This is a genomic window from Gordonia sp. 11cp (assembly GCF_057767225.1).
In genome coordinates this window covers 548,852-562,421 of the sequence record NZ_CM173437.1, presented here as the reverse complement: position 1 = coordinate 562,421, position 13,570 = coordinate 548,852, and the positions used below count along the sequence as shown (strand labels likewise).

Annotated in this window: 13 protein-coding genes; 7 read left to right on the top strand and 6 right to left on the bottom strand. The window is 68.9% G+C overall.

What is annotated here, in order from left to right:
• Nucleotides 1-9: 9 nt before the first annotated feature.
• The gene (locus tag AC3B6C_RS02300) at nt 10-489 is read left to right on the top strand and encodes a hypothetical protein (RefSeq protein WP_488374739.1); all 480 of its coding nucleotides are present in this window, start codon (nt 10-12) and stop codon (nt 487-489) included.
• Here the strand turns inward: AC3B6C_RS02300 and AC3B6C_RS02295 are convergent.
• Nucleotides 463-2,052, bottom strand: coding sequence for an MFS transporter (locus AC3B6C_RS02295; RefSeq protein WP_488374738.1), 1,590 nt, complete (start codon nt 2,050-2,052; stop codon nt 463-465). The genes AC3B6C_RS02300 and AC3B6C_RS02295 overlap by 27 nt on opposite strands.
• A 146-nt stretch (nt 2,053-2,198) precedes the next feature.
• Between AC3B6C_RS02295 and AC3B6C_RS02290 the strand changes: the two genes are divergently transcribed.
• Complete coding sequence (locus AC3B6C_RS02290) at nt 2,199-3,236, top strand: Lrp/AsnC family transcriptional regulator (protein ID WP_010840734.1); 1,038 nt, start codon at nt 2,199-2,201, stop codon at nt 3,234-3,236.
• Between the two features lie 76 nt (nt 3,237-3,312).
• Nucleotides 3,313-4,650, top strand: a complete 1,338-nt coding sequence (locus AC3B6C_RS02285; protein WP_488374737.1) for a ClC family H(+)/Cl(-) exchange transporter — start codon at nt 3,313-3,315, stop codon at nt 4,648-4,650.
• Nucleotides 4,651-4,729: 79 nt separating this feature from the next.
• Here AC3B6C_RS02285 and AC3B6C_RS02280 read toward each other — a convergent pair whose 3' ends face one another.
• From AC3B6C_RS02280 to AC3B6C_RS02270, 3 genes are read right to left on the bottom strand one after another with little or no spacing between them, the layout of a single operon-like run.
• Nucleotides 4,730-5,560, bottom strand: coding sequence for an ABC transporter ATP-binding protein (locus AC3B6C_RS02280; protein WP_010840732.1), 831 nt, complete (start codon nt 5,558-5,560; stop codon nt 4,730-4,732).
• The gene (locus AC3B6C_RS02275) at nt 5,557-6,702 is read right to left on the bottom strand and encodes a FecCD family ABC transporter permease (protein WP_488374736.1); all 1,146 of its coding nucleotides are present in this window, start codon (nt 6,700-6,702) and stop codon (nt 5,557-5,559) included. The genes AC3B6C_RS02280 and AC3B6C_RS02275 overlap by 4 nt, the downstream gene beginning before the upstream one ends.
• Complete coding sequence (locus AC3B6C_RS02270) at nt 6,699-7,742, bottom strand: FecCD family ABC transporter permease (RefSeq protein WP_044507228.1); 1,044 nt, start codon at nt 7,740-7,742, stop codon at nt 6,699-6,701. Before AC3B6C_RS02270 ends, AC3B6C_RS02275 begins: the two co-directional genes overlap by 4 nt.
• A 273-nt stretch (nt 7,743-8,015) precedes the next feature.
• Here AC3B6C_RS02270 and AC3B6C_RS02265 point away from each other — a divergent pair, with 273 nt between their 5' ends.
• Entirely contained in the window at nt 8,016-8,525 is a 510-nt protein-coding gene (locus AC3B6C_RS02265; protein ID WP_010840729.1) for a hypothetical protein, read from the top strand.
• 167 nt (nt 8,526-8,692) lie between these two features.
• On the opposite strand, the gene AC3B6C_RS02260 is transcribed toward AC3B6C_RS02265, so the two are convergent.
• A complete protein-coding gene (locus AC3B6C_RS02260; RefSeq protein WP_010840728.1) occupies nt 8,693-10,090 on the bottom strand; it encodes an FAD-dependent oxidoreductase in 1,398 nt (465 codons plus the stop codon).
• Between the two features lie 178 nt (nt 10,091-10,268).
• Nucleotides 10,269-11,294, bottom strand: coding sequence for an ABC transporter substrate-binding protein (locus AC3B6C_RS02255; RefSeq protein WP_035716936.1), 1,026 nt, complete (start codon nt 11,292-11,294; stop codon nt 10,269-10,271).
• Nucleotides 11,295-11,464: 170 nt separating this feature from the next.
• Between AC3B6C_RS02255 and AC3B6C_RS02250 the strand changes: the two genes are divergently transcribed.
• From AC3B6C_RS02250 to AC3B6C_RS02240, 3 genes are read left to right on the top strand one after another with little or no spacing between them, the layout of a single operon-like run.
• Nucleotides 11,465-11,935 carry an Rv0361 family membrane protein gene (locus AC3B6C_RS02250; protein WP_010840726.1) on the top strand — a complete coding sequence of 157 codons (471 nt, stop codon included), beginning with the start codon at nt 11,465-11,467 and terminating at the stop codon, nt 11,933-11,935.
• A complete protein-coding gene (locus tag AC3B6C_RS02245) occupies nt 11,932-12,345 on the top strand; it encodes a rhodanese-like domain-containing protein (protein ID WP_014928026.1) in 414 nt (137 codons plus the stop codon). The genes AC3B6C_RS02250 and AC3B6C_RS02245 overlap by 4 nt, the downstream gene beginning before the upstream one ends.
• Nucleotides 12,342-13,559, top strand: a complete 1,218-nt coding sequence (locus AC3B6C_RS02240; protein WP_488374735.1) for an O-succinylhomoserine sulfhydrylase — start codon at nt 12,342-12,344, stop codon at nt 13,557-13,559. Before AC3B6C_RS02245 ends, AC3B6C_RS02240 begins: the two co-directional genes overlap by 4 nt.
• Nucleotides 13,560-13,570: the final 11 nt, after the last annotated feature.

The window sequence follows — 13,570 nt, the reverse complement described above, 5'->3', positions numbered from 1 at the left end:
GGTGTGGCCGTGGCCTCCCTGCGCCGGATGCTCGGCATCGGCAAACTCCCCGACGACCTGCGCGGCGAAGTCGTCGCCGAGCACGCCCATCACATCGTCGAATTCGTGCCCGTGACATTGCGATTCAGCGGCCGGGTCCCGGGCCGGAAGGCGCAGGGCAACGTCCGTCCCTTCACCGGTGCCCTGGCGCTGACCCAGCGCCGCGTGCTGGCGACCATGTCGACCGTGCCCGGCCGGGCGGGTCGATCCGTCGACTGCGAGTGGACGGCCGTGCCGGGTTCGATGGTCTGCGCGCGTCTCGACACCGACGGACTCGTCATCGAGATCCGCGCGCTCGATCGTGTCGACCCCGACTTCTCCGGCACACTCAGCCTGACCTACACGACCGAGCTGCCGTCCTCGGTGCTGCAGTTGACACCGGCCCGCGAGGTCTGGTTCGACGTACCCGCGCGCTATGTCACCTCACTGGTCGGGGGGCGTCGGGGTTGACCCGACCGGCTGCTCCTCGACGGCCCGACCGGGACGCAGCATCACGAGGGCGAGGATCGCGGCACCCGCGGTGAGGACGCCGGAGAAGGTCAGGCACAGCTGCATGCCGTCGAGGAAGGCGTCGCCGACGGCGCCCATCACGGCGGGGGTGTCGGCGCCGAGATTCAGGCCGCTCGCGGCGGCAAGGCCGTCGGTGTCGACCGCGCCGACCACGCGGTCGCGCACAGGCTCGTCGACGCCGGCGTCGATGAGCTTCTGCGGCAACGAGTTCACCGCCCCGGCGGTCAGCAGGGCGCCGAGCACGGCCGGACCGAGCGCGCCGCCGACCTGACGGAAGGCGTTGTTGCCGGCCGCCGCCATACCCGACAGGTGATAGGGCACCGCCGACACCGCGGTCGCGGTCATCGGTGCCATCACCAGCCCCATTCCGAGTCCGAGCACGACCAGACGCCACGAGATGGCCGCGAACGAGGTGTCGGCATCGATGGTCAACAGTGCGAACTGCGCAACGGCGACCATGAGCAGGCCGCCGCCGATCAGGAACCGTGCGTGGACTCGATGCATCATCCTGCCGGCGAGGGCACCGACCAGCATCGAGGCGCCGTTCATGAGGGCCAACCGCCAACCCGCCTCGATGGTGCCCAGTTGCTGCACCAGGCCGAAGTACATGCTCAGCACGAAGATGAACCCGATCAGCGCCAGGAAGGTGATCATCGCCACCAGCGTGGTGGCGGTGAAGGCGCGACTGCGGAAGAGGTCGAGGTCGAGCATCGGACTCGCCGAACGCTTTTCGGTGATGACGAAGACGACTGCGGCGACGACGGCGATCAGCAGTGCGAGAACGACCCGGGTGTCGCCGAAACCGTAGACGCCGGCCTCGATGACGCCGAACACGAGCGCGGTGACCGAGACCGCGGCCGAGATCTGACCGGGCCAGTCGAGGCGGCGGGCTCGGGGCGCGCGGGATTCCGGCAGCGTCGCCACCGCCACCGCGAACGCGATCAGCGCCACCGGGATCGGCAGCAGGTAGATCCAGCGCCAGCCCGCGGACTCGGCGACCGGGCCCGCCACCAACGGCCCGACCGTCAGCGAGAGCATCAGCGCCGACGCCCAGATGCTGATGAACTTGCCGCGTTCGCGGACGTCGGGGACCGCGTGGCTGATCAGCGCCAGGGTGGTCGGCAACAGTGCGGCCGCGCCGGTGCCGGCGAGCGCCTGTCCGATCCACACCATGCTGATCGACTGCGCGGACAACGCCACCAGTGCGCCCAGTGCGGTGAGGCACAGACCGACCAGATACACCTTGCGTCGGCCGTGCACGTCACCGAAGACCCCCGCAGTGAGGATGAAAGCGGCCATCGGCAGCACGAAAGCGTCTTGGACCCAGGACAATTGAGCAGTCGTCGCGCCGAACGCAGTGCCGATCGCCGGTAGGGTCACGGCGACGCTGGTGATGGGCAGGTAGGCGACGAAGACGCCGAGGCAGGCCATCACGATGGTGGCCGTCCGGCGTTCCGGAGGTGCGGACACGTCGGTGATGACGGGAGAGGTGGTCGCGGTCACGCGCTCGCTTTCGCTGTCGGGGAAGGGAGGTCGCCGGTCGGCGCAGGAATCAATTGTCTGCACCACGTCCGCGAAACCGCGGACGGATTCGCTGAGGCGGATCGAATATCGCACCACGCCCTTACCGGCGGTAAGATTCCTCCACCATGGATGACATCGACGGCACGATCCTCCGCGCACTCCAGGTGTCACCCCGGGCGACGTTCCGACAACTAGGCGAGGTGGCGGGGGTCTCGGAACAGACGGCGGCGCGCCGCTACCAGGCGCTACGGCGAGCCGGGGTGATGAAGGTCGTCGGGATCATCAAGCCCTCCGTGCGCGGGCAGTCGGAGTGGGTGGCGCGAGTGCGATGCCGTCCGGACCGGATGGAACCGCTTGCGTCCTCGCTCGCCCGCCGCCGCGATGTCGCCTTCGCCTACGTCGCGTCCGGTGGTGCGGAGATCATATGCCTCATCCGGGCGCCGCTCGGCGCATCGGGCGAGGACGCGATCGCGAAGACGTTCCCGGCCCGCGCCTCGGTGACCGACGTCAGCATCGATCTCATCCTGCACGCCTTCGACCCCGGGCACCCGGCGTCGAGATGGACCGGATTCGGCGGACACCTCGACGGCCGGGACCGAGATCTACTCGCCTCCGCCGCGGCCGGTGCGGGCGACGACACGCCGGAGGACGCGGAGCAGGACGACTCGGCGTCGGATGCCCCGGCCGGCGGTGGGCGCCTCACGGCCGACGACGCGACCCTCATCGAGGCGCTGGTCCAGGACGGTCGGCGACCGCACCGCGAGCTGGCGCGTATCTGCGGATGGACGGTCGGACGGGTCCGTCGCCGGCTCCGCGCACTCGAACGCGCCGGGGCGCTGTTCTACGACGTCGAGATCCTGCCCGATCGCCTCGGCTTCGACCTGAGCGCCACCCTGTGGCTGACGGTGACGCCGTCGGCTCTCGATCAGGTGGGAACCGAGCTGGCGGCTCACGACGAGGTGGCGTTCGCGGCCGCGATCAGCGGCGAGCGAAACCTCATGGTGTCGGTGATCTGCCGGGACACCGCGCATTTCTACGACTACCTGCGTACCCGGGTCGCCGCCATCGACGGTCTCACCGGGTATTCGGTCAGCATCCGGATGCGCCGGCTGAAGCAGAATGCCTCGCTTGTGGTGCAGGGGCGGCTGATTCAGCCGGTGTGAGGCCTCGACGAGGGTCCGGCGGCGGACGGTCGGCAGTCGGCTCTCGGGAGCGGGCCCGGCGGGGTAGCGTCCACGTGTGACCTCGCCACATCGAGCCGACCGGGGCCTGGTGCGACTGTGTGTGCTGGCCGTCGTCGCCGGGCTTGCGACCGGGCTGCTGGGCGGCGCGTTCCGCTGGTGCCTCGGACACCTGGATCGCTGGCGCGTCGAGATGCTCGACTGGTCGGCGGGATTCGGTGTGCCCGGGTGGCTCGTCCCCATCGCGGTGACCGCGGCCGGCGCTGCGGTCGGCGCGCTCGCCGTCCGCCTGGTGCCGACCGCGGCGGGCAGCGGAATCCAACACGTGGAGGCGGTCGAGCGCGGCGAGGCGGTCCCGGCCCCGCTGCGGCTCATCCCGGCCAAATTCGTCGGTGCGCTCGCCGCGATCGGTTCGGGGCTCGTGCTCGGTCGCGAAGGGCCGACCGTGCACATGGGAGCCGTCGTCGGCTCGGAGACCGGCCGGCGCGGAGGACTCGACGACGTCGACGTCCGGGTGATGCAGACGTCGCTGAGCGGCGCGGGGCTGGCGGTGGCGTTCACCGCCCCGATCGGCGGCGCTCTGTTCGCGCTCGAGGAAGTGGGACGTTCGTTCCGGCTGCGCCTCGTGCTGCCGACGGTCTTCGCCGTGGTTGCCGCGGTCGCCGTCGGACGGGTCATCCTCGGCGACCGCCCGGAATTCGACGTACCGTCCCTCGACGTGCCGTCGGTGACGACGCTGCCCGTCTTCGTCGTGTTCGGGCTCGTGTCCGGACTCATCGGGATCGCCTACAGCCGAACGGTTCTCGGCACGCTGGGCTGGGTCGGCCGGTTCTCGCGGGTGCCCCCGATCACTCGCGCAGCCCTCATCGGCGCGGCGATCGGCGCGTTGCTGGCCATCGATGCACGCACCGCGGGCGGCGGCGACGGGCTCACCCAGGCGGTCGTCGACGGCGGTGTCGTGCTCCCGGCGCTCGTCGCGCTCTTCCTCGTCCGTTTCATCGCCGGCCCGCTGTCCTACGCCGCGGGCACGCCGGGTGGTCTGTTCGCGCCGCTGCTCGCACTGGGCGCGCTGTGGGGTGCGACCTTCGCCGAGGTCGCCGACATCGTTGTCCAGCAATCGGACCCCGGTGGATCGGGATTTCGGGGCGCGATGATCCTGGCGGGGATGGCGGCGCTGTTCGGCGCGGTCGTCCGGGCGCCGCTCACCGGGATGGTCGTGGTGATGGAGATGACCGCGACGACCACGGTCGCCCTCCCCATGCTGGCCGCGACGGCCGCCGCGGTCCTCGTCGCACATCTGTCCGGGTCGCCGCCGGTCTACGACTCGCTCCGCGAGCGGATGCTCTCGAATTCGGTTCGGCGGGAGGACGAACCGGGTCCGGACCCCGCTTCCTGAGGGGTGAGCTCGCGAGCGTCACGATGCTCAGGGAGCAGGAAGCAGGTCGTTCTCTCGGATCAGGGGGCGGGGGCTCGACTCACGACTTGGCGTGGGTCCGCGAGTCCAGCGGCACGATGAGCGGGCCGCCGGTGACCGGATCGGTCATGACGTGCGCCCGGAGGCCGAAGGCCGCGTCGAGGGTCTCGGCGTCGATGACCTCGCTGGGTGAGCCGGTGGTGACGATCGCGCCGTTGCGCATGACGAACAGCGAATCACTGTACCGCGCAGCCAGATTGAGATCGTGCAGCACCATGACGACGGTCTTGCCGTGCTCGTCGCGGAGCTTGCGGACCAGGTCGAGGACGTCGATGGAGTGCGCGAGGTCCAGGTAGGTCGTCGGCTCGTCGAGCAGGATGAGATCGGTGTCCTGGGCCAGGGTCAGCGCGATCCAGACCCGTTGCCGCTGCCCGCCCGACAGGGCGTCGAGGGTGCGGTCGGCGAGGTCGAGGGTGTCGGTCATCTCCATCGCCTGCGCGACCGCGGCCTCGTCGGCCGCGCTGGCCTGCGCGAACCAGCGCTGGTGCGGATGACGTCCGCGCCCGACCAGGTCGGCGACGGTGAGTCCTTCGGGCGCGATGGGATTCTGGGGCAGGATCGCGAGGGTGCGGGCGACCTGTTTGGGACGAACCGACGAGATGTCGTCACCGTCGAGGTAGACCGCGCCCGCCCGGGGCGGCAGCAGACGCGCGAGACACCGCAGCAGCGTCGACTTGCCGCATCCGTTCGACCCGATGATCGTGGTGACCTGCCCGTCGGGGATGTCGATGTCCAGGCCGTCGATGACGATCCGTTCGTCGTAGCCGACGGTGAGGCCGACGCCGCGCAGTCGCGCGGTGGTAGCCGAGGTTTCGAGGGAGGACGCGGTCATACGCTCGCCTTTCGGGACATGACGACCATCAGGTAGATCAGGAACGGCCCGCCGATCGCGGCGGTCACGATACCGACCGGCAGACCACCCGGCAGCACCGTGCGGCACAGCAGGTCGCCGCCCAGGACCAGCGACGAACCGATCACGCCCGACACCAGTGGCGTCGGCACAGCGGTACCGGCCAGCCGCAGGGCGATCTGCGGGGCGAGCAGTGCGACGAAGGCGATCGGGCCGGCCGCGGACACGCTCAGTGCGGCGACCAGGACCGCGGTCAGGAGCAGGGTCGTCGACACCGCGCCGGTGCGGACCCCGAGACCGCGGGCGAGATCGGGTCCGAGGCTGAGCATCCCGATCTGGCGGGCCAGCACAATCACGACGACGATGCTCGCGCAGACACCGGCGACGACCGGCCACACATTGGACCAGCCGACATTCGCCACCGATCCGACGATCCACACCTGTGCGCGGCCGACATCGCGGATGTCGGCGCGGGAGAGCAGGAACTGGGTCAGCGCCTGCAGCAACCACGTCATGCCGACGCCGATCAGCACGAGCCGGAACGGGTTGATGCCGCTGTTGGCCTTGCGCCCCGGCCACGCCAGGACGTACATCGCGACGGCGGTCGCCAACCCGCCGATCATCGCCGCCGCCGGGACACCGAGATCGCCGAGCCAGGCGCCCCAGCTGGTGGTCGAGAACGCGATCGCGGTCACCGCGGCCACGCTCGCGCCGGCTGTGATACCGAGCATGTCCGGTGTGGCCAGCGGGTTCTGGGCGATCAGCTGGGTCAGCGAACCGGCGAGGCCCAGACCGAATCCCACGAGCAGCGCGACCAGCGCGCGGGGGAGCGCGACGTCGAAGACGACGACGTTCTCGACCCGGGTCCCGCCTCCGAGCAGGATGCGCGCGACGTCGATCGGAGTCAGGGGGAAGTCGCTGACGCCGACGCTGGTGAGGAACAGGACGATCGTGATGGCCGTGGCCACCAGCGCCACGGCGAGCATGCGCGGCCGCACCACCATCGACATCGGCTCGATCGCGATCCGGTATCCGCCCGGATGAGGTGCGATCCGGGTCTTGGCCCTGATCCCGCTCTTCTCGGCGGTGTCGGTCTCGGTCTTGATGGAGGTCGGCGGGTTCACACGGTCCCCAATCTCTGTCGGCGGACCATGACGATGAGGAACGGGGCGCCGACCAGCGCCAGCATCACACCGACCTGCACTTCGCCGGGTCGGGCGACGATGCGGCCGAGGATGTCGCATCCGACGAGGAGGATGCCGCCCAGCAGAGCCGAGTACGGGATGATCCACCGGTAGTCGGCGCCCACGAACGCGCGCGCGATGTGCGGCACGACCAGACCGAGGAACACGATCGGCCCGCAGGCCGCGGTGGCGGCGCCGATGAGCAGCGTGATCGTCAGCACGCCGAGGGCGCGGATAAGCACGACCCGGGAACCGAGTGCCTTGGTCATGTCGTCGCCCAGGCTCAACACGTTGAGGAAGAACCCGCTCGCCAGGGCGAGGACGAGTCCCACCCCGATGAACGGCAGGCTGGCCCAGAACACGTCGATGCCCCGGCCCGCGGTGGAGCCGACGCTCCAGAAGCGCCACTGGTCCAGCGAATTGGTGTCGACGAGCACGATCGCGGATGTGATGGCGGTCAGCATCGCGGTCAGGCCGGTACCCGCGAGCACCAGGGTCAGCGGACTCGAGCCGCTCAGCGACGACAACCCGAACACGACGGTGGCCGCGATGATCGCGCCGATGAGTCCGAAGAACATGAAGGCGATCGGGCTGGTGATCCCGAGCAGGTAGATGCCGCCCACGACAGCACATGCGGCTCCGGCGTTGACGCCGAGCATTCCGGGGTCGGCGATCGGGTTGCGGGTGTGGCCCTGGGTGATGGCACCGGCCGCGCCGATCGCGAGCCCGGCGGTCAGGCCGAGCAGCGTGCGTGGGACCCGCAGATCCCACACGATCCCGTCGACGTCGGTGTCCTTCGGCACCTGCGGCATCCGCAGGTTGATCAGGGCGTTCCAGATCTCCTGGGCGCCGGCGGTGAAGCTGGGCCAGATCTCGTCGAGAGGGACCGGTCGGGTGCCGAAGAGCACGGACGCGACGACCAGCGCTGCAAGGGTCGCGAGCAGCAGCGGGATTCCGAGAACTCGGAGAGATCGACGCACAAAGGTAAACCTTACCAACCTTGGATTCGGCTCTTGCCCACCGTGTACCGATCGCGCGGAATGGGTGTCGTTCGGATAACGAATTGCTGACGAATCCTGAGGGAAGGCTGTGCGCGCGGTAACACTTCGCTCAGGCTGGGTCGATAATCCCGGTGTCGGTGAGCATCTCGGGCCGACAGCAGCAAGACCGGTTGCCGGTGGGACGGCATGAGCCGCTCCCACGATGGCGACGTCGGGAAACACAGCAGTGTCGCCTACGAACGAGGAGGATCGATGAAATCGCTGAAACGGGCTCTCACGGGGGTTCTGGTCGCCGCAGGAATCGCGGGTGGATCGCTGGTGGGTGCCGCGCCTGCGCACGCCGCCGTTCCCAACCTCCAGATGACGGGCGGGGTCTACTGCCAGTTCGGAGCACCGGGCACGCCGTGGAATCAGGCGTGGAGCATGACCCGGTTCATGCGGGTCACCGCGCGTGACGGCGACTTCCGAAACGTCACACTGCAGGAGATCAACGGCGCGACGAAGTTCAAGTCGCAGCTGAAGAAGAACGAGTCGCTCACGATCAAGACCGTCTGGTTCGGCTGCTTCCCGTCGTCCATCGCCGGATACGCGATCTCTGATTACGCCGAGAACCTGACCGACAATGCCGGTTTCTGGTGGAACGTCCGGCGCATCGACAACCCACTGGACAGGTTCGGAACGGGCTCGTCCGCGTCGTCTGCGGTTGCGCTGACCGGTGGCGGCACCGACGTCGAGGGCGTCCCCGCGATCCCGGGCCGCTGACCGTAATCCGCCACGACTGAGCGTCCACGACAAGACATTTCGCGTCGAGCGGGTGCGGGGAGGACGCCTCCGCACATCGCCCGGCGCATGCGAAAGAGCGGCGACCGAGAAAACTCGGCCGCCGCTCTTGTGGCTTCGACAGGCTCAGCCGGCAGGAGAGCCCGGTGTCACGCGGAGGGGCGTGACACCTTGTTCGGCTCGGAAGCGGCGAGCATGTCCTCGCGTTCGACGACCTTGACGCGTTCGCGGCCTTCGGCGGCGCCGAGCGCACGCTCGTGCTCGTCGAGCCGGTACCAGCCGTCCCAGGTGGTGAACGGGATGTTCTTGGACTCGAGGAGTTCGACGATGGCGTCCTCACCGGGGTGGGCGGGCTCGAGCAGCGCGCCCGCTTCCATGTCCTTGAGGATGCAGTCGACGGTCTCGTTGGCGTCGCCCTTGGTGTGGCCGATGAGGCCCACGGGTCCGCGCTTGACCCAGCCGGTCGTGTAGATGCCGGTCAGCTGCTGGCCCTCGTCGAAGACGCGTCCGGCCTCGTTCGGGATGACCCCGGCCTGCGAGTCGAACGGGATCTGCGGCAGGTTGTCCGAGAGGTAACCGACCGCGCGGTAGACCGCGCCGACCTCCCAGTCGGTGGTCTTGCCGGTGGGCTTGACGTTGCCGGTGCCGTCGAGCTGGGTGCGCTCGGTGCGCAGTCCGACGACCTTGCCGTCCTCACCGAGGATCTCGGTGGGGCTCTCGAAGAAGTGCAGGAACAGCTTGTGGATCGCGCCCTGCTTGGGTTCGCGGATCGCGTAGTTCTCGATGATCGTGGCGACCTGGTCGGTGATCTTCGACCCGCGGCGCGCGACGGCCGAACCCTCGTCGTAGTCGATGTCCTCGGGATTGACGATGACCTCGATGTTCGGCGAGTGGTCGAGCTCCTTGAGCTCGAGCGGGGTGAACTTGGCCTGCGCGGGTCCGCGACGGCCGAAGACGTGGACCTCGATCGCCTTGTTGGCCTTGAGGCCTTCGTAGACGTTCGCCGGGATCTCGGTGGGGAGCAGTTCGTCACCGGTCTTGGCGAGCACGCGCGCGACGTCGAGGGCGACGTTGCCGACGCCGATCACGGCGACCTTCTCCGCCTCGAGGGGCCACGTGCGGGGGAAGTCCGGGTGTCCGTCGTACCAGGCGACGAACTGGGCGGCGCCGTAGCTGCCGTCGAGGTCGACACCGGGGATGTCGAGCGCGCGGTCGTCGGTGGCGCCGGTGGAGAAGATCACCGCGTCGTAGTGGGCGCGCAACTCGTCGATGGTGATGTCGGTGCCGTAGTCGACGTTGCCGAGCAGGCGCACCTGTGGTTTGTCGAGGACCTTGTGCAGGGCGGTGATGATGCCCTTGATCCGCGGGTGGTCGGGTGCGACGCCGTAGCGGATCAGCCCGAACGGAGCGGGCATGCGCTCATACAGATCGATGCTGACGCCGCGGTCCTTGGCGGTGTCGGACTTCATCAACGCGTCGGCGGCGTAGATACCGGCGGGACCGGCACCGACGATCGCAACCCGCAGCGGGCGGCTGTTGTCGCTCATGGAGTAGGTGTCTTCCGTTGCTCAGCACGCGCGGACCAGTAATCTCGGCGACCCCCGGGTCCGCGCGTATGGATAAGGTCTATCCCTTCTACGGTAGGCGCTTGCTGTCCACGACCAAAATCCGTCTGTGAGGTAACCCTCACCTGGACGAGGGATGGACGGTCGAGGTCGCGGCGGCTCAGGCCTTGCCGGCGGCGGCCGCGATCGGTTCGACGGCCTGGTCGGCGACCCACGGGATCGTCAGGACCGTCGGCACCGACATCGCGCTGCCCACCTCCTGGGGGAGGTAGACGACGCGGCCCGACTGCGCCACGGCCAGGCGGTTGAATGCCGCGTTCGCCTTCAGCCGATCGTTGGAGCCCTCCCAGTCGACGGCGACGACGACGTCGGCGGAGTCGAGCAGATTGAGGCTCTCGGCCGGCAGTTCACCGTAGAAACCGCTGGTCACCGACGGTTGCAGCGCAGGCGGGAAGGTGAGTCCGTAACCGGCGACCGTCTGCCCGCGGCCATCGCCGGGGCCGTAGATCGACACGCCGCCGGTGGGGCTGGCGGTCACGACGACAGCGGTCTTGCCCGCCAGTTGCGGGTTCTGCTCGCGAACGCCCGCGAGGAACTGTTCGGTCTCGGCCACCTTGCGGTCGGCGAGCTCGGGAAGCCCCACGGCGGTGCCGATCTGGCGGGTCTGCGCCTCCCACGGCACCTGCCACGGCTGGAACTGGGCGGGCCGCAGGATCGTCGGTGCGGTCTTGCTCAACAGGTCGAACTGATCGCGGGTGGGATCCGCGCCGACCGCGGTGATGAGGTCGGGTTCGGTGGCGAGGGCCTTGGGGATCTCGTCGCCGAAGGCGCCCGAGACGTTGGGGAGGACCACCGGCGTCGAGTCCGCGAGCAGCTCGGCGTTCCACGGCGCCGAGGCCTGATCGGGGTCGGCGAAGGGTGCGATGGTCGTGGGCGTGACCCCCAGGGCGAGGAGGGTGTCGCCGTCGCCCACACCCATCGCCGCGATGCGCTTCGGCGCCTGTGCGACCGTCGCCGGTGCGTAGGCCTGCTGCACGGTCACCGGGATCGCGCCGGCCTCGGGTGCGGGTACCTGCGCCGTGCCGGAGTCGACCGTCTCGTCCGGCGGCGAACACGAGGTCGCCAGGAGAGCTGCTGTCAGCAGCCCGACGAGAAGGGTGAGTGTGCGGTGGGTGGTAGAGCGCATCCGGGGTCCTCGCTGGTCGTTGCGTTCGGCGTCGTTGTTCTCCGCGGTACTTAGGGCCACCTTACTCACGGCCCTCCGATCGTCGACCACGCGCCGGTCCGTCGTCCGGCAGGTCACGCGCGTCGACGCCGGTCTCAGCTGCCTCCGGGACGCTCGATAGACTCCCCGCCATGGCCGAAGCTGCAGGTGAGGGTGACCAGAGGCCCCCGTCGTGGAAGAACGCGTGGCCGTTCTTCGTCGCGGCGGGCGTCGTGGGCCTCGTCGTGCTCGGCGTCGTGCTGTCGAACGTGATCCGTCCTGCCGAGGATCGGGCCGGTGACTCGGCCCAGGTCCAGTACGCGATCAACGACGTCTACACCGCCCGCAACGGCCCGAACTACGCCGAGTACCGCGCCAACACCTGCGCGGCCGACGTCGAGGCGGCCGACTTCGTCTCCGAGGAACAATTCCTCGCCGACAACCGGGAGTCGCTGGTCGCCAACGGTCACATCGAGATCCCGGAGATCACCGAGCTGGTGGTCGACGGTGACCGCGCGACCGCGAAGGTTCATTGGCACTATGACAAGACCCCCGACGACGTGAATGTCGTCGACACGATCGTGGTGCGCGAGAACGGCGAATGGAAGGTGTGTTCCTCATGACCTATGCCGGAGATCTGACCCCCCGTGAGGCGTGGGAAAAGCTCGAGAACAACCCGGACGCGGTTCTGGTGGACTGTCGGACGCAGGCCGAATGGTCGTTCGTCGGCGTACCCGACCTCGAAGTCCTGGGGAAGCGCACGATCTTCGCCGAGTGGACCACCTTCCCCGAAGGTCGACGCAACGACGACTTCATCACGCAGCTGCGGGATTCGGGCGTCAGCGACGACCACGAGGTCATCTTCCTGTGCCGGTCCGGGCACCGTTCGATCGGCGCCGCGGAGGCTGCGACGGCGGACGGTATCGCCAAGGCCTACAACGTCGTCGACGGATTCGAGGGTGCCCTCGACGAGAACGACCATCGCGGGACGTCGGGCTGGCGTGCCGAGAACCTGCCGTGGAGGCAATCGTGACTTCTGATCTACCCGTGGGTCGTAAACTGCCCGAGGGGCTCTCGGCCGACACCATCGCGGTGCGCGGCGGGCTGGCCCGCTCGGGTTTCCACGAGACGGCCGAGGCGATGTACCTCACGAGCGGTTATGTCTACGACTCCGCCGAGGCCGCCGAACGCGCCTTCACCGGGGAGGACGAGCGATTCGTCTACTCGCGCTACGGCAATCCGACCGTCGAGATGTTCCAGGAACGTCTGCGTCGACTCGAGGGTGCCGAAGCGTGTTTCGCGACGGCCAGCGGGATGGCCGCGGTCTTCGTCGCGCTCGGTGCGCTGCTGAAGGCCGGCGATCGCCTGGTCGCCGCCCGCAGCCTGTTTGGTTCCTGCTTCGTGGTCTGCAACGAGATCCTGCCGCGCTGGGGGATCGAGACCGAGTTCGTCGACGGCGAGGACCTGGAACAGTGGGAGCGGGCGCTCTCCAAGCCCACCGACGCGGTGTTCTTCGAGACCCCGTCGAATCCGATGCAGAGCCTCGTCGACGTCGTCAAGGTGTCGGAGCTGGCGCACGCGGCGGGCGCACAGGTGGTGCTGGACAACGTCTTCGCCACCCCGCTCCTGCAGCGCGGTCTCGAACTCGGTGCCGACGTCATCGTGTACTCGGGCACCAAGCACATCGACGGCCAGGGACGTGTGATGGGCGGTGCGGTACTCGGAACCAAGGAGTACGTGGACGGACCGGTGCAGCAACTCATGCGGCACACCGGCCCGGCGTTGAGCCCGTTCAACGCCTGGACGCTGGTGAAGGGTCTGGAGACGCTGCGCCTGCGCGTCGACGCCTCGGTGTCCTCCGCGCTCCGGATCGCCGAGTTCCTCGAAGCCGATCCGCGGGTGCGATGGGTGAAATACCCGTTCCTGCAGTCCCATCCGCAGTACGAGCTGGCGCGGGCGCAGATGTCCGGCGGCGGCACCGTGGTGACCTTCGAGCTGAACGACCACGACGGCATCGACGGCAAGAAGCGGGCCTTCGAGGTCCTCAACGGCTTGCGGATCGTCGACATCTCCAACAATCTCGGTGATTCGAAGTCGCTGATCACGCACCCGGCGACCACCACGCACCGTGCGATGGGGCCCGACGGACGCGCGGCGATCGGTCTCAGCGACTCGGTCGTGCGGCTGTCGGTCGGTCTCGAAGGGGTCGACGACCTGCTCGGCGATCTGGATCAGGCGCTGGGCTGACCCGGTCGCGG